The sequence below is a fragment of the Aquabacterium sp. genome, assembly GCF_050725395.1.
Lineage (GTDB): Bacteria > Pseudomonadota > Gammaproteobacteria > Burkholderiales > Burkholderiaceae_C > Aquabacterium.
The window spans coordinates 32078-52124 of record NZ_JBOHHL010000034.1; the positions used below are offsets into that span (position 1 = coordinate 32078).

The 20047-nt window shown below is 64.4% G+C and carries 16 protein-coding genes; 8 read left to right on the top strand and 8 right to left on the bottom strand.

Translation table 11 applies throughout. From position 1 onward, the window contains the following. Position 1: 1 nt before the first annotated feature. From ACREB4_RS17425 to ACREB4_RS17440, 4 genes are read right to left on the bottom strand one after another with little or no spacing between them, the layout of a single operon-like run. Positions 2-871, bottom strand: a complete 870-nt coding sequence (locus ACREB4_RS17425) for an MlaA family lipoprotein (protein ID WP_431589508.1) — start codon at positions 869-871, stop codon at positions 2-4. Beyond that, positions 868-1350 (bottom strand): outer membrane lipid asymmetry maintenance protein MlaD, encoded by a 483-nt coding sequence (gene mlaD / locus ACREB4_RS17430; RefSeq protein WP_431589509.1) that lies wholly within the window; start codon positions 1348-1350, stop codon positions 868-870. The genes ACREB4_RS17425 and mlaD overlap by 4 nt, the downstream gene beginning before the upstream one ends. 30 nt (positions 1351-1380) lie before the next feature. Continuing rightward, complete coding sequence (mlaE, locus tag ACREB4_RS17435; RefSeq protein WP_431589510.1) at positions 1381-2166, bottom strand: lipid asymmetry maintenance ABC transporter permease subunit MlaE; 786 nt, start codon at positions 2164-2166, stop codon at positions 1381-1383. After that, positions 2163-3014: an ABC transporter ATP-binding protein gene (locus tag ACREB4_RS17440; RefSeq protein WP_431589511.1), complete on the bottom strand. Its 852-nt coding sequence runs from the start codon at positions 3012-3014 to the stop codon at positions 2163-2165. The genes mlaE and ACREB4_RS17440 overlap by 4 nt, the downstream gene beginning before the upstream one ends. Positions 3015-3180: 166 nt before the next feature. Between ACREB4_RS17440 and ACREB4_RS17445 the strand changes: the two genes are divergently transcribed. Then, entirely contained in the window at positions 3181-4050 is an 870-nt protein-coding gene (locus ACREB4_RS17445) for an SDR family oxidoreductase (protein WP_431589512.1), read from the top strand. 17 nt (positions 4051-4067) lie between these two features. Here the strand turns inward: ACREB4_RS17445 and ACREB4_RS17450 are convergent, their stop codons facing one another. Then, positions 4068-6140 carry a TonB-dependent receptor plug domain-containing protein gene (locus tag ACREB4_RS17450; protein ID WP_431589513.1) on the bottom strand — a complete coding sequence of 691 codons (2073 nt, stop codon included), beginning with the start codon at positions 6138-6140 and terminating at the stop codon, positions 4068-4070. A gap of 303 nt (positions 6141-6443) precedes the next feature. Here ACREB4_RS17450 and ACREB4_RS17455 point away from each other — a divergent pair, with 303 nt between their 5' ends. Together ACREB4_RS17455 and ACREB4_RS17460 are read left to right on the top strand one after the other, a co-directional pair. After that, a complete protein-coding gene (locus ACREB4_RS17455; RefSeq protein ID WP_431589514.1) occupies positions 6444-7283 on the top strand; it encodes a citryl-CoA lyase in 840 nt (279 codons plus the stop codon). Continuing rightward, positions 7280-8086 carry a hypothetical protein gene (locus tag ACREB4_RS17460; RefSeq protein WP_431589515.1) on the top strand — a complete coding sequence of 269 codons (807 nt, stop codon included), beginning with the start codon at positions 7280-7282 and terminating at the stop codon, positions 8084-8086. The genes ACREB4_RS17455 and ACREB4_RS17460 overlap by 4 nt, the downstream gene beginning before the upstream one ends. A gap of 97 nt (positions 8087-8183) precedes the next feature. Here ACREB4_RS17460 and ACREB4_RS17465 read toward each other — a convergent pair whose 3' ends face one another. The 3 genes from ACREB4_RS17465 to ACREB4_RS17475 all read right to left on the bottom strand — a co-directional run bounded on the left by ACREB4_RS17465 (position 8184) and on the right by ACREB4_RS17475 (position 15336). Then, positions 8184-9650, bottom strand: coding sequence for a glutamate synthase subunit beta (locus ACREB4_RS17465; protein ID WP_431589516.1), 1467 nt, complete (start codon positions 9648-9650; stop codon positions 8184-8186). 28 nt (positions 9651-9678) lie between these two features. Continuing rightward, positions 9679-14400: a glutamate synthase-related protein gene (locus tag ACREB4_RS17470; RefSeq protein ID WP_431589517.1), complete on the bottom strand. Its 4722-nt coding sequence runs from the start codon at positions 14398-14400 to the stop codon at positions 9679-9681. Between the two features lie 198 nt (positions 14401-14598). Beyond that, a complete protein-coding gene (locus ACREB4_RS17475) occupies positions 14599-15336 on the bottom strand; it encodes a transposase (RefSeq protein WP_431589518.1) in 738 nt (245 codons plus the stop codon). A 260-nt stretch (positions 15337-15596) separates the two neighbouring features. Between ACREB4_RS17475 and ACREB4_RS17480 the strand changes: the two genes are divergently transcribed. The 5 genes from ACREB4_RS17480 to ACREB4_RS17500 form a co-directional block, all read left to right on the top strand. Beyond that, positions 15597-16736 (top strand): ferredoxin reductase, encoded by a 1140-nt coding sequence (locus ACREB4_RS17480; protein WP_431589519.1) that lies wholly within the window; start codon positions 15597-15599, stop codon positions 16734-16736. Positions 16737-16760: 24 nt separating this feature from the next. Beyond that, entirely contained in the window at positions 16761-17912 is a 1152-nt protein-coding gene (locus tag ACREB4_RS17485; RefSeq protein ID WP_431589520.1) for a fatty acid desaturase family protein, read from the top strand. A gap of 1 nt (position 17913) precedes the next feature. After that, positions 17914-19119 (top strand): fatty acid desaturase family protein, encoded by a 1206-nt coding sequence (locus tag ACREB4_RS17490; protein ID WP_431589521.1) that lies wholly within the window; start codon positions 17914-17916, stop codon positions 19117-19119. 267 nt (positions 19120-19386) lie between these two features. Beyond that, entirely contained in the window at positions 19387-19707 is a 321-nt protein-coding gene (flhD, locus tag ACREB4_RS17495) for a flagellar transcriptional regulator FlhD (protein WP_431589522.1), read from the top strand. A 58-nt stretch (positions 19708-19765) separates the two neighbouring features. Then, positions 19766-20047, top strand: a 282-nt coding sequence (locus ACREB4_RS17500; protein WP_431589523.1) for a FlhC family transcriptional regulator, incomplete at its 3' end; no start/stop codon positions are given.

The window sequence follows — 20047 nt, forward strand, 5'->3', positions numbered from 1 at the left end:
CTTAACGCACGAACTCGTCGGCGCGTAGACCTTGCAACTCCGCCACAGTGATGTCGGGTGAAAGTTTTTCGGGAGAATCGGCCTGGGATTGAGGCGCCGCCGCCTCAGGCGCCGCGGGGGCTGCCGCCGGCCCCGCAGCAGGTTCGCTCTCATAGTCTTCCTGCTCTTCTTCGGGCGGTTCACCGTTGTAGATCTGGTTCTGGCGGCGCTGCAAATAGGCGTCGCGCACGAAAGAATAGGGGTCCAGGGCCACGTCGCCCAGCAAATTGGTGACGTCCAGCAAGCCGGCGCGGGCATTGACCACCTGCAACACCGAGATGCCGTTGGCCACGCCCCAGTCGTCGATCACCAGGCGGTGGCTGAAATAGAAGTCACCTGGCAGGCTCGCCACGTCGCGCAGCGTCGAGGGGCCCAGGAAAGGCAGCACCAGGTAGGCGCCGGGCTTGACGCCCCACACGCCCAGCGTCTGGCCAAAGTCCTCGTTCTTGCGCTCGAGCCGCATGGGCGTGGCGATGTCGATCAGGCCCGCCAGGCCCAGGGTCGAATTGACGCTGACCCGCATGATCTGGGTGGCCCCTTCGCCCGGGTGCCCTTGCAGGAACAGGTTGATGGCCGACCACAGGTCTTTGAAATTGCCACCGAAATTGCTGATCGCGGTGCGCACGGGCTGGGGCGTGACCGCCTTGTAGCCTGTGGCCACCGGTTTGAGCACGTTGTCGTCCACCGTCTGGTTGAACGAGAACACCTTGCGGTTCATGGGCTCCAGGGGATCTGGATGCTGGCGCGTGGCGCAGCCTTGCAGCAAGGCGGACGACACCAACAAGGTGCCCGTCAGGCCTTTGACCCAGGCATCAACCGGTCGTGGATTCACTTCTTGTCTCCCGAGTTGCCACCGCCGTCCGCCGCCTTGCTGTACAGGAACTGACTGATCAGGTTCTCCAGCACGATGGCCGATTGGGTGGTCTTGATGGCATCACCTTGTGCCAGGTTGGTCTGGTCATAGCCAGGCTCCAAGCCAATGTACTGTTCGCCGAGCAATCCTGCTGTGAGGATTTTGGCAGAACTGTCTTTTGGAAAGCTCACGCCCTTGTTCATGGCGAGCTCGACGGTGGCCTGGAAGGTCTTGTCGTCGAACTTGATGGACTGCACGCGGCCGATCACCACGCCAGCGCTCTTGACCGCGGCCTTGGGTTTCAGGCCGCCGATGTTGTCGAAGCGGGCCGTGAGCACGTAAGTCGGGTCGAACGACAGGGTCAGCAGGTTGCCGGCCTTGAGCGCCAGGAAGAGGATGGCCGCCGCGCCCAGGAGCACGAACAGTCCCACCCACACGTCAAATTTCGATCGTTGCATTGCGTTTTCTCCGGGCCAGGTGTTCGGTGGTCAGACCGAGAACATCATGGCCGTCAGTACAAAATCCAGGGCCAGCACGGCCAGGGAAGCGACCACCACGGTGCGGGTGGTGGCCCTGGACACGCCCTCGGGCGTGGGCTGGCATTCAAAACCCTGCAACAGGGCGACAAAGGTGACCGTCAAGCCGAACACCACGCTTTTGACGAGGCCGTTGCCCACGTCGTACCAGACGTCGACGCCGCCCTGCATCTGCGACCAGAAAGCACCCGAATCGACGCCGATCATGACCACGCCGACCACCCAGCCACCGAAGATGCCCACGGCCGAGAACACGGCGGCCAGCAAAGGCATGGCGATGACGCCGGCCCAGAAGCGCGGCGCCAACACGCGCTGGATGGGGTCGACGGCCATCATTTCCATGGCGGCCAGTTGCTCGCCCGCCTTCATCAGGCCGATGCCCGCGGTGAGCGAGGTACCAGCCCGGCCAGCGAACAGCAAGGCGGCCACCACAGGGCCCAGTTCGCGCACCAGCGACAGCGCCACCATCATGCCCAGGGCCTCGCTGGAGCCGTAGCGCTGCAGGATGTAGTAGCCCTGCAGGCTCAGCACGAAGCCCACGAACAGGCCCGACACGGTGATGATGGCCAGCGAGTGGTTGCCCAGGAAATGGATCTGTTCGCCCAGCAGGCGGCCACGCTTGAAGGTGGGCAGGAAGGAGGCCAGCAGGCGCAGGAACAGGCGCGCGCCGTAGCCCAGGTCCGCGATCTTGCCGCGCACGGCGTAGCCCACGTTGGCGGGAGACAAGGCTTTCATCATCCACGCACTCCGTAGTCCTGGCCGGCATCCACCGCAGGATGGTGGAAGCGCACCGGGCCATCGGGCGCGGCGGTCACGAATTGTTTGACCAAGGGGTCTTCGCTGGCGCGCATCTCGGCAGGCGAGCCTTGCGCGGCGATGCGGCCATTGGCCAGCAGCACGATGTGGTCGGCGATCGAGAAGGACTCTTCCACGTCGTGCGAGACCAGGATGCTGGTCAGTCCCATGGTGTCGTTCAGTTCGCGGATCAGGCGCGCGGCCACCCCCATGGAGATGGGGTCCAGGCCGGCAAAAGGTTCGTCGTAGAGCATCAACTCGGGGTCGAGCGCCATGGCGCGGGCCAGGGCCACGCGGCGGGCCATGCCCCCGGACACTTCGCTGGGCATCAAGTCGCGCGCGCCACGCAGGCCCACGGCGTTGAGTTTCATCAGCACCAGGTCGCGGATGATGGATTCGGGCAGTCGGGTGTGCTCGCGCAGAGGAAAGGCCACGTTCTCGAACACCGACAGGTCGGTGAACAGGGCACCGAATTGGAAAAGCATGCCCATGCGGCGACGCGCGGCCATCAAACCGGCGGCATCGAGCTTGTTGAGGTCGACGCCATTGATCAGCACCTTGCCTTTGATGGGAGACAGCTGCCGGCCGATGAGGCGCAGCACGGTGGTCTTGCCACCGCCAGACGTGCCCATCAAGGCGACAAGCTTGCCGCGGGGCACCACCAGGTTGAGGTCCGACAAGATGACGCGGTCGCCATAACCGCACGTGACGCCGCGCAACTCCACGAGCACATCGGGAGATTGGGTGGGCGAAACGGGGGTGGAAACAGGAGAGGGGTCGGCGGCGGTCATGGCAAAAAAAATGGGCCGATGAACGGGCACCGGCCTTTGGATGATAGGGGATTCCCCGCCGACCTGCCGCCCGGGCGACGGGAAGGCACAACAAACAAGCCTCTGCCCCAGGCAACTTCAACATTAATTTGCCGTCGAGTTACCAAAAGCAACAGTTTGGGAGCGAATGACCCCCTTGTGTCGGGGAGAACCAGGGTCTAGCCCCTTGCTTGAGGTGGACCTGTCGGCAACACATTTGGATACATTTCAGGTCCCCGCAGCCCCATCCCGATGTCAAGGAACCCTCATGCAAAAGCTTTCAGGCAAGACCACGTTGATCACCGGCGGCACCAGCGGCATTGGCCTGGCCACCGCGAAAATGTTCCTGGCGCAAGGCGCACGCGTGGCCATCACCGGACGCAGTGCGGAGGCCTTGACGCAGGCGGCCGAAAACTTGGGCGGCGAGGTGCTCACCCTGCAATGCGACTCAGGCAAGGTCAGCGACATCGAAGCCACCATGGCCTCGCTCAAAGAGCGTTGGGGCCACCTGGACGTGCTGGTGGTCAACGCGGCCATCGCTGGCCCCGCGCCTTTCGAGTTCGTTTCCGAAGAAAACTTCGACGCCTTGTCTTCCGTGAACTTCAAGGGCGTGTTCTTCACCGTCCAGAAGGCTTTGCCGCTGCTGTCGACCCAGTCCAGCGTGATCGTGACGACGTCCATCACCAACCAGATGGGCTCGCCGAATTTCAGCGTGTACGCCGCCTGCAAGGCCGCCCTGCGCTCGCTGGTGCAGACCTGGGGCCTGGAGTTGATCGGGCGCGGCATCCGCGTCAATGCCATCAGCCCTGGCCCGATCACGACCCCCATGTGGGGCAAGTTCGGCATGCCCGACGAGGCCCTCTCCGCCGTCAAGGAAGAGGTTCAGCGCAAGTCGCCCATCAAGCGCTTTGGCGAATCGGACGAAGTGGCGCAGGTGGCCGTGTTCCTGGCCAGCGCAGAATCGTCCTACATCGTGGGCCAGGAAATCGTGGTCGATGGCGGCATGAGCCTGCTCTGACCCGGCTTCACCGCGGGTCACATCCTGTAGATGGCCTGCAGGTAGAAAGAGCGACCCGCCAAAGGCAGATCCCCAGGGATTCCGTTGCTGGGCAAAGTGGGTTCACGCGCGTCGGCATCGAACACGTTGCGGACGGCACCTGAAAACTCCCAGCCCTTGCTGCCCAGGTTGGTGCGCAAGCTGAGGTCCAGGGTCGTGTAGTCGCCGATGTCCGGACGGGGGTCGCCCAAGGCGCGTTTGCGGCCAGCGACACGGTTGACCTGCCCGCCTAGCAACAAGCCGCTGGTCACGCTCCAGTCCGCGCGGCCGAAAAGGTGGTGGCGTGGGGCATAGCCGGCATCGTGCCGACTGGTGACGTCGATGGAGCGCTGCCAGGCATAGTTGCCCTGCAGGCGCAAGGCGCGGGTGGCCCGCCAAGTGGCCTCGAGTTCGGCGCCGTGCCCTTTCTGCTCGCCAGCGTTGTTGAATTGCGTGCTGCCATCCGGCTGGGCCGTGGCGCGGATGATGTCCTTCATGCTGTAGCGGAACAGGCTCAGATTCACGTCCAGGTCAGGCCGTGCCTGCCAGGCGAAGGCAGTTTCCCAGGTGTCGATGGTTTCGGGCTTGAGGGCCGTGTTGCCGCGCACGATGGGATTGTTGATGCTGTACAGCTCGGTGAACGCCGGCGCGCGGAAGGCCTGGCCGTAGAGGAGCTTGGCCGTCAAGGCCAGGCTGACGTCCCAGACCAAGGCCAATCGCGGGTTGGTGGTGTCACCGAAGTCGGAGTAGTGGTCACTCCGGATGCCCCCGGTCAAGGCCCAGTCCCGAGCCAGACGCCATTCATCCTGCACATACAGGTAGTCGACCTGCCGACGGTGCGGCGTCATGAAGGAGTCCGCCACCGAGACCTCGACCACATCGGCCCCCGGCGTGATGGGGGTCGGCGGAAAGCCAAGAACAAAGTTCTTGATCTCTTGTGTTCGGTACAAATCGAGGTCGTCGTGCCCGATGCCGAAACGCAGGTTGTGGTTCTTGAACCCGGAATAGGTGCTCACCAGCGACAGGCGCATCTGCTGCTCCCAGGTGTTGGGCGCCCCGATCACGCCGTTGGGAAAGCTGCCGGCGAAAGCCCCGGGCGGGAAAAGCCGCAAGCCGACCGGAAATTGCTGTGTGTAGTGGAGGAAGCTGGCCACCAGGCCCAGGTCCCAATCCTTGGCGATCTGGATGCCATTCCACGAGAAATCAGCCGTGATGCGTTCACTCTTGACTTGGCCCACCGGGTCCAGCGCGCCAGAAATGCCCGGCCCGGTCTGGCCGTTGTCGCGCAGCTTGTAGCCAGCCCGAAAGCGCCACTGCTGGTAGCTCAGGTCCAGGCTGCCATCCAGGGCGTCGAAGCCATTGTTGACGGGCCCGGGCGCCAGGCTGGCGCGCTGGGTGTAGCCGAACAGTCTCGCCAACTCCTGGTCCACCAAGGTTTGGTTATCGACCTCGATCTTCTCCTTGAAGCCGTCGGTGTGCCCCACCCGAAGGTAGCCGGCCACGTCCACCGGACCGAGCTTGCCACCGTGTTGCACCCACGTGTTCCACGTGTTGAAGGAGCCGCCACGCAGGCCGAATTCCGTGCCGGGCGTGTCGGCCGCCGTCTTGGTGATGATGTTGATCACGCCCGAATAGGCGTCCGCACCGTACAGGGCGGAGCCAGGCCCGCGGATGACTTCGATGCGGGCGATGTTCTCCAGCGGCAAGCCGAACCAGGCATTGCCCCGGTTGCCGATGAACAGCGTGGTCATGGGCACACCGTTCTGCAGCACCAGGGTCTGGGGGTTGTAGTCGCTGGAAATGCCCCGGATGACGTACAAGGGGCTGTAGGCCTGGATGCTGCGGCTCACATGGATGCCCGGGACCATCTCCAGCACCTCGTCCAGGTCGGTGGCGCCCATGGCGGCGATGTCTTGCGCGGTGATGACGGTGGCCACAGCTGGCGCGCGCCGCAAGGGTTGTTCGCTGCCGGTGGCGATGCTGACCGTGGGCTGGTCGCCAAAAGCCAGCGAGGACAGCTCCTCCTCTTCAGGATTGGCTTGTGCTTGCGCGCTCGGCAGCATCGCCATCATGCACAGCACCGCCGTCGAAACAGCATGACGCGCAGAGACTCGGTTCACTGGAACGAAACGACGCATTATTCGGTTCCTGCTTTTTGCACCGCGCCGATTGTGTGGCCTGCCATGCCGTTTGGGAAGGGTGTTCAAACCGAGCGGTGCTTGGCAGCGACAACGACCGGTCGGGTCCGTGGGTTTACCAGGAGAACCGCGGCGGGCCATCCGCCGTGTGCAATGCACGGATCACGCCCCCGCGATCAAGTGTCGGCACACGACAAGGGGGATGACCCCAAGGCTGGCGGCAGGCATCCTTGCGGCATGAGCAGTTCTCCTTTGCACACGAGCATCTGGCTGGAAGAGCCCGAGGCCGACAACCCTTTCGCGACCCGCAGCGCCCGCTGCCACGGCTATGACGTCTACGGGCAGATGCTGGGCCAGGCCCGCTGGGTCGACATGCTGTATTTGCTGTTCCGTGGCGAAGCACCAACGCCGGCGCAATCGCGGATGCTTGAAGCGCTGGCGGTGGCCCTGGCCAACCCCGGGCCACGCGACCCCATGGTCCACGCGGCCATGTGTGGCGGCATCGGTGGATCACCCGCCGCGGCCAGCCTGATGGCGGCGCTGTCCGTGGGTGCCGGCCAAAGCGGTGGTGCACGCGATGTGTTCCTGGCCATGAAGGGCTGGGCGGCTTGCCAGGCACTGGCCGACTCCGAGTGGGTGGCGGTGCTCACCCGCAACACACCACCCACCTGGCTGGCCCCCGAGGACGCCGGCTGGCCGGCCATCGAGCACCCCGCGGGCTTCGACCCCCATGGCGTCAGCACCGCGACCGTCGTGCTGCAGACGCTGCAGACCCTGGCCGGCATCAGCCCAGGCCCGCGCCTGCCCTGGATGGCCCAATACCGCGAGGCGCTGGAGCGGAAAGCGGGTCTGCCCTTGTCGATGACGGGCGTGGCCGCGGCCGCCTTGGCGGACTTGGGCTTCGACGGGCCGCAGGGCGAAATGCTGCACCTTTTGCTGAGGTTGCCTGGCTCCGCCGCCCATGCGCTGGAACAGGCCCGCCAAGGCTTCAAGCGATTCCCCTATCCGCCCGTGGACCTGGAGGACGACCCTCGGCGCACGCCCCCTCATCAAGCCCCCCAGGAGGCGCGCGCATGAAGGGCCCCGCTTTCCTGGCCGAGCACACGGATGTCCTGCGCACGAAGATGGGCGCCGCCTTTCCCGGCAGCCACGCGGTGTTCCGGGGCCACGACCTTCACCGCGACCTCATGGACATGGACTGGTTCGCCCTGTGCGCCTTCGGCATCACAGGAAGGAAAGTCCCCGCCACGCAATTGCGCCTGATGTCGACGGCCTGGGTGAGCAGCAGCTACCCCGATGCCCGGCTGTGGAACAACCGCGTCGCGGCCCTGGCGGGCACGGCCCGCAGCACACCCAATCTGGCCATCAGCGCGGCCCAGGCCATCTCCGAGGCCACGATCTACGGGCGCGGCAATGAATTCCGCGCGCTGGATTTCTTCCTCAAGACCCGCCAGGCTTTGGACGCTGGCGCGACTTTGGCGGACCACCTCGAAGGCTTTTTGCGCGAGGGCGGGCGCATGGCGGGTTATGGCCGGCCGATCTCCACGTCCGATGAACGCATGCCCCTGGTGCTGAACCTGGCGCGGGAACTTGGCCTGGCGGACGGGCCCTACCTGGCCATGGCCTTCGAGATCGACCGCTACTTCGAGTCGACCGGGCGCCCCTTGCGCCTGAACCTGAGCGCCCTGCTTTCGGCCTTCGCGGCCGATTTCGGCTGGACGCCGCGCGAGTTCAACATGCTGCTGTTCACCGCCTTCCTGGCCGGCATGCACCCCTGCTATTTGGAGGCTGCCGACAAGCCACCGGGCGCGCTGTTCCCGGTGCGTTGCGCGGATGTGCACTATGAAGGCGTGGCGGCCAGGCATTGGCCGCCGGCCTGACGAAGCTTCCTCGCCTGATGTGGCAAGGCCTGCCAGCCCAGCGCCAAAAGCACCACGCTGACAGGCCCGAAAAGTCCTGACTCGGCTGGACGCTGAATCAGCGCGGCAGGTCGGACGTGCCCATCAGGAACTCGTCGATCGCACGGGCGGCCTGGCGGCCTTCGCGGATCGCCCACACCACCAGCGACTGGCCCCGGCGCATGTCGCCCGCGGCGAACACCTTGTCCACATTCGTGGCATAGCCGCCCATGAAGTCGGTGCTGGCGCGCGCGTTGCCGCGGTTGTCCTTGTCGACGCCGAAGCCGTTGATGATGGTCTCGACCGGACTCACGAAGCCCATGGCCAGCAGCACCAGGTCGGCCTTGAGGATCTTCTCGCTGCCGGGCACTTCGGTGAACTTGCCATCCTTGAACTCGACGCGCACGGTCTTGACGCCCGTGACCTTGCCGCCTTCGCCGATGAATTCCTTGGTGGCGATGGCGAACTCGCGCTCGCAGCCTTCTTCATGGCTGGACGAGGTGCGGAGCTTGATCGGCCAGTAGGGCCAGGTCAGAGGGCGGTCTTCCTCTTCAGGCGGACGCGGCATGACTTCGAACTGGGTCACGCTGGTCGCGCCATGGCGGTTCGAGGTGCCGACGCAGTCGGAGCCCGTGTCGCCGCCACCGATCACGATCACGTTCTTGCCCGTGGCCATGATCTGGTCCTTGACCTTGCCGCCACCGTTGACGCGGTTCTGCATGGGCAGGAATTCCATCGCGAAATGGATGCCGGCCAGCTCCCGGCCGGGCACAGGCAGGTCGCGCGATTGCTCGGCGCCACCGGCCAGCAGCACGGCATCGAAGTCGGCTTTCAACTGCTCGGGCGTGACGCTGCTCTTGGCCCAGTTGGTGACCTTGCTGCCCTTGGGCAACTCGCCGACGATGGTGTTGGTCTTGAAGACCACGCCTTCGGCTTCCATCTGCTTGACGCGCAAGTCGATGTGGCCCTTGTCCATCTTGAAGTCGGGGATACCATAGCGCAGCAGGCCGCCCACGGTGTCGTTCTTCTCGAAGACGGTGACCTCATGGCCCACACGCGCCAGTTGCTGCGCAGCGGCCATGCCGGCCGGGCCGGAGCCCACGATGGCGATCTTCTTGCCAGTCTTGACCGTGGCAGGACGGGGCTTGACCCAGCCTTCGGCCCAGGCCTTGTCGATGATGGCGTGCTCGATGGACTTGATGCCCACCGCGTCGTCATTCACGTTCAGGGTGCAAGCGGCCTCGCAGGGTGCGGGGCAGATGCGGCCGGTGAACTCGGGGAAGTTGTTGGTGCTGTGCAGCACCGTGATCGCGTTCTTCCAGTCGTTGCGGTAAACCAGATCGTTGAAATCCGGAATGATGTTGTTGACCGGGCAGCCGCTGTTGCAGAACGGCGTGCCGCAGTCCATGCAGCGTGCGCCCTGGATCTTCGCTTCGTCGGGCTTCAAGCCGATGACGAATTCCTTGTAGTTCTTCAGCCGCGTCTCGACGGGCGCGTAGCCCTCTTCAAGACGGTCGAATTCCAAAAAGCCGGTGGGTTTTCCCATGTCGATGAACTCCTAGATGTCTGGCCGATCAGGCCTTGGCCTTGCCAGACTTGGCCTTCACATCGTCCTTGGCTTTGGCGATGGTGGCGACGGTCTCTTGTTTGGCGCCCATCTCGGTGAGGGCGCGGCGGTATTCGTGCGGGAAGACCTTGACGAACTTGCTGAGTGAAGCGCTCCAGTTGTCCAGGATCTCGCGCGCGCGCAGCGATCCGGTCCAACGGTGGTGGTCTTCGATCAACTTCTTCAGCAGGGCTTCGTCGGCGACATCCTTGTGGAAGGGGATGCCATCGGCTTGCTGGTCGGCGGCAGGCAGCACCTTTTCCAGGCTGACCTGGGCCAGGTTGGCGCGCTTGCCGAACTGGCCGTCTTCGTCGTAGACGTAAGCCACGCCGCCGGACATGCCCGCCGCGAAGTTGCGGCCGGTCTGGCCCAGCACGACGACGGTGCCGCCGGTCATGTATTCGCAACCGTGGTCGCCCGTGCCTTCGACCACCGCCGTGGCGCCCGACAAACGCACGCCGAAGCGCTCGCCGCCCACGCCGCGGAAGAAAGCCTCGCCGCTGGTCGCGCCGTACAGCACCGTGTTGCCCACGATGATGTTGTCGACGGCGTTGCCACGGAAGTCGATGCTCGGGCGCACGACCACGCGACCTCCGCTCAGGCCCTTGCCGGTGTAGTCGTTGGCTTCACCGATCAGGTACAGGGTGATGCCCTTGGCCAGGAAAGCGCCGAACGATTGGCCGCCCGTGCCTTCCATCTGGATGAACACTGTCTGGTCGGGCAAACCATCGGGGTGGTGCTTGATCAGCTCGCCCGACAGCATGGCGCCGACGGTGCGGTTGACGTTGCGGGCCGTTTCCATGAACTGGACTTTTTCACCGCGGTCGATGGCGGCGCGCGACTTCTCGATCAGGCGCACGTCCAGGGCCTTGTCCAGGCCGTGGTCTTGCGTCGACACGTGCAGTCGCGGCACGTCGGCAGGCACCGGCGGCAAGGCGAACACGCGGCTGAAGTCCAGGCCCTTGGCTTTCCAGTGCTCGATGCCCTTGCGGGTGTCCAGCAGGTCGGCGCGACCCACCAGTTCGTCGAACTTGCGGATGCCCAGTTGCGCCATGATCTGGCGTGCTTCTTCGGCGACGAAGAAGAAGTAGTTGACGACGTGCTCGGGCTTGCCGGAGAACTTCTGGCGCAGCACCGGGTCTTGCGTGGCCACGCCCACCGGGCAGGTGTTCAGGTGGCACTTGCGCATCATGATGCAGCCTTCGACCACCAGCGGTGCGGTGGCGAAGCCGAATTCATCAGCACCCAGCAGCGCGCCGATGACGACGTCGCGGCCGGTCTTCATCTGGCCGTCGGCCTGCAGGCGGATGCGGCCGCGCAGGCGGTTCAGCACCAGGGTCTGCTGGGTTTCGGCCAGGCCGAGCTCCCACGGCGTGCCGCAGTGCTTGATCGACGACCAAGGCGAAGCGCCCGTGCCGCCGTCGTGGCCGGCGATCACGATGTGGTCGGCCTTAGCCTTGGCCACGCCGGTCGCCACCGTGCCCACGCCCACTTCGGACACCAGCTTGACCGAGATGTCGGCCGCCGGGTTCACGTTCTTCAGGTCGTGGATCAGCTGGGCCAGGTCTTCGATCGAGTAGATATCGTGGTGCGGCGGGGGCGAGATCAGGCCCACGCCCGGCACCGAGTGGCGCAGCTTGCCGATGTAGTCGGACACCTTGCCACCCGGCAGCTGGCCGCCTTCGCCGGGCTTGGCGCCCTGGGCCATCTTGATCTGGATCTGATCGGCCGAGGTCAGGTACTCGGTGGTCACGCCAAAGCGGCCGGACGCCACCTGCTTGATCTTCGAGCGGAGGCTGTCGCCTTCCTTCATCTCGTAGTCAACCTCGACCACTTTGGCGCCGATCACTTCAGACACCTTGGTGCCTTGCTTGATCGGGATGCCCTTGAGCTCCTGGCGGTAACGGGCCGCGTCTTCGCCGCCTTCACCAGTGTTGCTCTTGCCGCCGATGCGGTTCATGGCCAGGGCCAGGGTCGAGTGGGCTTCGGTCGAGATCGAGCCCAGCGACATGGCACCGGTGGCGAAGCGCTTGACGATGTCGGCCGCCGATTCGACCTCGTCCAGCGGAACGGCCTTGGCCGGGTCCAGCTTGAACTCGAACAGGCCGCGCAAGGTCAGGTGACGACGCGACTGGTCGTTGATGATCTGCGCGTATTCCTTGTACGTGTCGAACTTGTTGGCGCGCGTGCTGTGCTGCAGCTTGGCAATGGCGTCGGGCGTCCACATGTGGTCTTCACCACGCGTGCGCCAGGCGTATTCGCCGCCAGCGTCCAGCATGCTTTCCAGCACCGGGTCGTTGCCGAAGGCCGCCCGGTGGTTGCGGATGCCTTCTTCAGCGACCTCAAAGATGCCGATGCCGCCCACTTGCGTGGCCGTGCCGCGGAAGTACTTGTCGATCAGCTCCTTGTTCAGGCCGATGGCCTCGAACAACTGAGCGCCGCAGTAGGACATGTAGGTCGACACGCCCATCTTGGACATGATCTTGGACAGGCCCTTGCCAATGGCCTTGACGTAGTTGTAGATGGCCTTGTCGGCCGACAGGTCACCGCCCAGGTCCTTGTGCAAGGACACCAGCGTTTCCATCGCCAGGTAGGGGTGGACGGCTTCGGCGCCATATCCCGCCAGCACGGCGAAGTTGTGCACTTCACGCGCCGTGGCGGTTTCAACGACCAGGCCGGCCGAGGTGCGCAAACCCTTGCGGACCAGGTGGTGGTGGATGGCCGACAGCGCCAGCAAAGCCGGGATGGCGATGTTGCTGCGGTCCATCTTGCGGTCGCTGATGATCAGGATGTTGTGGCCCGACTGGATGGCCTCCACCGCTTCGGCGCACAGCGAAGCCAGCTTGGCTTCGACACCTTCGTGGCCCCAGGCCAACGGGTAGACGATGTCGATCTCGTAGGGTTTGAACTTGCCGCCGGTGTGCTTTTCGATGTTGCGCAGGCGCGCCATGTCGTTGAAGTCCAGCACGGGCTGGGACACTTCAAGGCGCATCGGCGGGTTCACCGCGTTGATGTCCAGCAAGTTGGGCTTGGGGCCGATGAAGGAGACCAGCGACATCACCACCGCTTCGCGGATCGGGTCGATCGGCGGGTTGGTCACTTGCGCGAACAACTGCTTGAAGTAGTTGTACAGCGGCTTGTTCTTGTCCGACAGCACGGCCAGGGGCGAATCGTTGCCCATCGAGCCCGTGGCCTCTTCACCATTGGCGGCCATGGGCGCCATCAGGAACTTGACGTCTTCCTGCGTGTAGCCGAAGGCCTGCTGGCGGTCGAGCAGCGATTCGCTGAACTCGCCCACGGTGCCGGTGGCTTCGATCATGTCCAGCTTGATGCGGACGTTCTCGATCCATTGGCGGTAAGGGCGGGCTTGCGTGAACTGGGCCTTCAACTCTTCGTCGTTGATGATGCGGCCTTGCTCGAAGTCGATCAGCAGCATCTTGCCGGGCTGCAGGCGCCACTTCTTGACGATCTTGTTCTCGGGGATGGGCAGCACGCCCGATTCCGAGGCCAGGACCACGAGGTCGTCGTCGGTGATGATGAAGCGGGCGGGGCGCAGGCCATTGCGGTCCAGCGTGGCGCCGATCTGGCGACCGTCGGTGAAGACCATGGCGGCCGGGCCGTCCCAGGGTTCCATCATGGCGGCGTGGTACTCATAGAAGGCGCGGCGGCGCTCGTCCATGGTCGAGTGCTGTTCCCAGGCTTCCGGGATCATCATCATCGCGGCCTGCGCCAGCGGGTAACCCGACATGGTCAGCAGCTCGAGCGCGTTGTCGAAGGTCGCCGTGTCCGACTGGCCATCCATGCTGATGGGGTAGAGCTTTTTCAGGTCATCGCCCAGCACGGGCGACTTCATCACGCCTTCGCGGGCGCGCATCCAGTTGAAGTTGCCCTTGACGGTGTTGATCTCGCCGTTGTGCGCCACCATGCGGTAGGGGTGGGCCAGCGGCCATTCGGGGAAGGTGTTGGTGGAAAAGCGCTGGTGCACCAGGGCCAGGGCCGAGGTCACGCGTTCGTCGGCCAGGTCGAGGTAGTACTTGCCGACCTGGTCGGCCAGCAGCAGGCCCTTGTAGATGATGGTGCGGCACGACATGCTGGGCACGTAGTACTCGCCGCCGTGCGTCAGGTTCAGGCTGGAGATCTTGCTGGAGGCCGTCTTGCGGATCACGTACAGCTTGCGCTCGAGCGCGTCGGGCACCAGGATGTCCGGGCCGCGGCCGATGAAAACCTGGCGCATGACCGGCTCTTTTTCGCGCACGGTGGGCGACATGGGCATGTCGCGGTCGACCGGCACGTCACGCCAGCCCAGCAGCACCTGGCCTTCGGCCTTGATGGCGCGTTCCATCTCCTGCTCGCACGCCAGGCGCGAGGCGCTTTCCTTGGGCAGGAAGATGAAGCCCACGCCGTATTCGCCGGGCGGGGGCAGGTCCACGCCTTGCTTGGCCATCTCGGCACGGTAGAACTCGTCGGGGATCTGGATCAGCAGGCCGGCGCCATCGCCCATCAAAGGGTCGGCACCCACGGCGCCCCGGTGGTCGATGTTTTCCAGGATCTTCAGGCCCTGCTGCACGATGCTGTGCGCCTTCTGGCCCTTGATGTGCGCCACGAAGCCCACGCCGCAGGCGTCGTGCTCGGCATTGGCATACATCCCATGCTCGGAGGCATGCAGAATTTCTTGTTTGGTGGCCGACATGGATGCTTCGGTAGAGGTGGGGAACTGGGTTCCCGAAGTCGCCTGGTTCATGGCGCGCTCCAGAGGTGAGTGGAGATAAAACAAGGGCAAAGAAGCCCAAGGATACTGCGCAGGGCAGGCAATTTCAAGTTGAATTAATGGGGTCAGACCACAATTAAACCATCATCATTGAGTTTGTGGATTTTAATTGGGGACATATCATTGTTTTTCAAGGGGAGTGCCTTGTTCTGGTGCCTCGCTGGCAGGCGAAACCTGCTTGCGCGGCCGCCCACGCGGCTTGGGCTGAACATGCCGTCCAACGGACGCCTGAACCTTTTGAAGAAACTCGTCTGAACCCAGGGCCCACCCCTTGTGCATGGCATTGGACAACTCAGCTACTTTCTTGGAGGACAAGCCCTCCTCCAGACGGCGACGCCAGGCCGCCTCTCGTTCAAAAGGCGTGTTGCCCAGGGCCCAGAACAATGGGTGATCCTGGATCAGGGGATCGGCCCGCAAGCCCAGGTGGTGACCAACGCTGGACCAACGGTCTTCTCCCAAGTGCTGTGCATCGCCCACCCTCAAAGCATGCTGCTCCACAAAGACCATGGCATCAAGCAAGTACCGCGCCGCCTCGATGACGGTGCAGCGGTAGCGGCCCGACCACAGGCCGCCCTGGCGGTCGTGGCGCCGGTTGTGGGCCGCGACGTAACGCCGCCCCACCGACTGCACCATGCGGCTGAGCCCGTCATCGGTGGACGGCGTGGCCAGCAGGTGAAAGTGGTCGATCGAAATCACATAGGCGTGAACGGCCACCAACTCCTCGCGCGCGGCCTCTTTCAGGGTGCCGAGCAGCATCGCCACGTCGGCATCGTCGCGCACGATGGCCTGGCCTTCGTGCGCGCGCTGAACCACCAGATGGGGCCAGTCCGCCCCGCTCAAACGCTGCATGCGCGCCATGTTCACTCCTGACCACCCGGGTCTGACCCTGAATTCTCGGGGCAAAGCCCTTCCCGTGAACAGAGCCACACACCCCCCTTGTTTGCGGGGGAACCCTGAGTTTTCAAGGACTTCCCCCGATGCTTGGAAAGCCCCCATGCCGGTAGCCTCTTGGGGAGACGCCGTTAAACTGAACGACTTGCGTTCTACATGTTCCATGTGCTGGCTTGATGAGCATCAGGGATCACGGTTTTTGTTTTTGTTGTCTGGAGTTCCCCTCGATGGCTGATTCTTCTTCATCCTCTTCGACGCCGACGGCCATGGGCCGTGTGTCGGGGTGGCTGACTCACTGGGGCATCAGCCCCCTGGCCTTCGACGACACCCTCAGCCTCATCAACCCCCTGTTGACCGTGAGCCGCCTGCATGCGCGGGTCGTGGACAAGCGCGCCGAGACCCCTGGCGCCAGCACCCTGGTGCTGCAGGCGGGCTCCGCCTTCCGTGGCCTCAAGCCCGGCCAGTTCGTGCTGATCAGCGTGGTCATCAACGGTGTGCGGCACCGCCGCGCCTATTCGCCCCGCAGCATCGACGGCCGCCAAGACCGTTTCGCCATCACCGTGCAGCGCCAACCCGGCGGCCTGGTGTCCAACCACCTGAACGAGCACACCCAGGTCGGCGACATCATCGAGATCGACCAGGCCGGCGGCGCCTTCACCCTGCCCGCCATCATTCCTCGCGATGCCTTGTTCATCGCTGGCGGCAGCGGCATCACGCCCAGCATGTCGATGCTGGAGCACCTGTTGCGCAGCCAGGCCACCACCCAGGCCACGCTGATCTACTTCGCGCGCAGCCGCCAGGACCGCATCTTCGCCCAGGCCCTGGACGACATGGCGCAGCGCTGGCCGCAACTGCGCTACCTGGCCATCGACAGCGTGGCCAACACGCCCAACGTGCCCGGCGCCACGGCCCAGCAACAGGTGCTGGACACCGCCCTGCTCGACCAGGCCCTGCCCAACTGGCGCCAGGTGCCCACCTACTGCTGCGGCCCCGCCCCGCTGATGGACACCGCCCGCCAACTCTGGCTGGACGCCGGCATCGCGTCGCAATTGCACCTGGAAGCCTTCGCGCCGCCCAAGCCCACGGGCGACAGCCACGCGGTGCACACCGTGCAGATGGCGCGTGACCGCCGCACCCACAGCTTCGCCGCGCCCGGTGACCAGACCATCCTGATCGCTGGCGAGACCGCCGGCCTGGCCCTCAAACACGGCTGCCGCCAGGGCATCTGCCATGAATGCACCTGCCGTCTGCGCAGTGGCAGCGTGCGTGACCTGACCTCTGGCGCCCGCATCGATGGCGAAGGCCAGCCCATCCGCCTGTGCGTGAGCGCGGCCATGAGCGACCTCGACCTTGAATCCCTGAATTGATCGATACCGACCACAGGTAGCACCATGAATCAACACACACAGCAGATTGGCCCCAAGACCGTCGAACAGATGGCCGCCTTTCAGCGCGACCTCGACGCCATCGGCGACGAAACCCGCCAAAAGATCGGCGCGCAGGATGCCGCGCACATCCGCAAGGTGCTGCGCACCGTGCGCCTGACCGAGGCCCTGGGCCGCGCCTTGCTGTTGTTCGGGTGGTTCCCGCCCACCTGGTTCCTGGGCACGCTGCTGCTGGGCATCTCGAAGATCGTGGACAACATGGAGCTGGGCCACAACGTGATGCACGGCCAGTACAACTTCATGAACGACCCGCGCTTCCACGGCGACACCTTCGACTGGGACAACACCTGCCCGGCCTCGGAATGGCGCCACGCGCACAACTACGTGCACCACACCTACACCAACGTCATCGGCATGGACCGCGACTTCGGCTACGGCCTGCTGCGCCTGTCCAACGACCTGCGCTGGAGCTGGCTGCACCCTTTCCAGCTGCTGCTGACGGCCCTGCTGGCCGTGTACTTCGAGTGGTTCGTGGCCGTGCACGACATGCAGGTCGACAAGGTCGTGATCGGCCGCAAGAAGTGGTCGGAAGTGCGCCCGCAATGGCTGGTGGTGCGCAAGAAGTTCGCGCGCCAGTTCTTGCGCGACTACGCCGCCTGGCCCCTGCTGGCCGCCGCCCTGGCCATGCCCTTCGGTCACGCGGTGGATGCCGGCATCGCCGTGCTGGTGGGCAATTTCACCGCCAACATCATCCGCAACGTCTGGGCCTGGGCCATCATCTTCTGTGGCCATTTCACGGACGACATCTACACCTTCAGCAAGCAATCGATCCAGAACGAATCGCGCGGCCAGTGGTACCTGCGCCAGATCCTGGGCTCGGCCAACATCCAGGGCGGCCAGTGGATGCACTTCATGAGCGGCAACCTGAGCCACCAGGTCGAACACCACCTCTTCCCCGACATCCCCGCCAACCGCTACGCCGAGATGGCCCCCAAGGTGCAAGCCGTGTGCGCCAAGTACGGCGTGCCCTACAACACCGGCAAGTTCGCCTGGCAGCTGATGACGGTGCTCAAGCGCGTGGCGCGCTACAGCCTGCCCGGCGGCCCGCACAAGGCCGTGCACATCTCGGTCGAATCGATCGTCCCCGAGAACGCCTGAGATGAACCCCCACGCCGCCAGCCGGGCGCCCATCCGCATCACGCCAGGGCCCCGGACAGCGGCGGAGTTCGAAGCCTTCGCCCACGACATCGACCAACTGCGGGTGGAGTTCAAGGCCAGCTTGAACGAATCGGATTCGCGCTACATCAAGGGCGTGCTCTACCTGATCCGTGGCCTGGAATCGGCCGGCCGGGCCTTGCTGACCCTGGCGGCGCTGGGCTGGCCCATCGGCCTGCTGGGCGCGGTGCTGCTGGGCCTGAGCAAGTGCATCGACAACATGGAGTTCGGGCACAACGTGATGCACGGCCAGTACAGCTGGCTGAACGACCCGCGCTTCGAAGGCCTGACCGCCGACTGGGACACCATCTGCAGCAAGCAAAGCTGGCAGGAATCCCACAACCACATGCACCACTACTACGCCAACGTCGAAGGCATCGACCGCGACTTTGGCTATGGCTTCCTGCGCCTGTCCAGCGACACCCCCTGGGAGCCCCGGCATGCCGTGCAGGCGGTCTACATGGTGATCGTGGCGGCGCTGTTCGAGTGGGCCATCGGCATCCACCACATGGCGTTCGACCGCCTGCGGGATGACCGCGAAGCCACCAAGGCCAACATCGCGCGCCTGTGGCCGGCCTCCCGAGCCAAGATGTGGCGCCAGGTCAAGAAGGACTACCTGCTGTGGCCTTTGTTGGGCGGGGTGGCCGGCCTGGCGCTGGGCCAGGGTTTCTGGGCTGGCGTGGGTGCTTCGCTGCTGGGCCACGTGGCGGCCAACGTCATCCGCAACCTGTGGACCTTCGTGACCATTTTCTGCGGGCATTTCACCGACCAGGTGCACACTTTCGACCCGGCCGACCTGCCTGGCGAAAGCAAGGGCCAGTGGTACCTGCGCCAGTGCCTGGGCTCGGCCAACATCCAGGGCGGCAAGGTCTTCAATTTCATGACCGGGCACCTGAGCCACCAGATCGAACACCACCTCTTCCCCGACCTGCCTTCGCGCCGCTATGCACAGTTCGAACCCCGGGTGCGCGAGATCTGCGCGCGTCATGGTGTGCCCTACAACACGGGTCGGCTGTCGCGCCAGTTCGCCACCGTGATGTGGCGGGTGTTGCGCCACAGTTTTCCGGGCGGCCACAGCCCCATGTCGCGCCCCGCGACGGCCTTGCAGGCCACGTCTTCGGACACGCTTGTGACACAGCGCACGGCCTGAGCCCCTCGGGGCGTTCACATGGTGAGACTGGCCCGGCATTGCCGGGCTTTTTTCTGCATGGGTTTTGGGCTGTTTCTGCGGCCGACAAAACCGCTTTGTCGGATTTCTTCCTACACGACAGGCAGCGTGGACCCGACGGGCCTTACAGCGCCCACCCTATTCAGTTATCTGGGCCCGGTGCGCAGAATTCATTCCATGCTGCAAACGAAGTCAGCCAGCGAAACAAAGCCCCGAACGACCACCTTCTCTCAAACGACTGGACCCCACATGAACGCCGACCAAATGCTGATGGAAATCCGTGAAACCAACCTGTCGTACCTGATGCTGGCCCAGAGCCTGATCCGCGCCGACCGCGAACAAGCCCTGTTCCGCCTGGGCATGTCCGAAGAAGCCGCCGACATGATCGCCATGCTCTCGCCCGCTCAAGTCCTCAAGATCGCCTCCAGCAACACCCTGCTGTGCCGCATGCGTGTCGACGACGACCTCGTCTGGACCTTGTTGACCAACCACGGCAAGTCTGGCTCCAGCGATGTCACCCGCCTGCACGCCAACATCCTGATGGCCGGCCGTCATCAAGAAGCCGCCTGAATCTTTTGATTCAAACCCTCGTTCTTTCGCACCCACACACTGATCCGGAGCCCGCACCATGCGCACCAAGAGCCTGTTGACCGAAGCCAAGCAAATCGAACGTGCTGTCACGCTGATCGGCCTGGGCGCCCGCCTGCAGGTGCTGGAATCGGAAACCGACATCTCTTACGAGCGCCTGCTGCGCTTGTACAAGGAAGTCTCCGGCAAGTCGCCTTCCAAGGGCCAGTTGCCCTTCTCGACCGACTGGTTCATGACCTGGCAGCCCAACATCCACGCCAGCTTGTTCCTCAACATCCACGAGTACCTGAACAAGTCTTCCGAGATCGACGAGATCGACGTC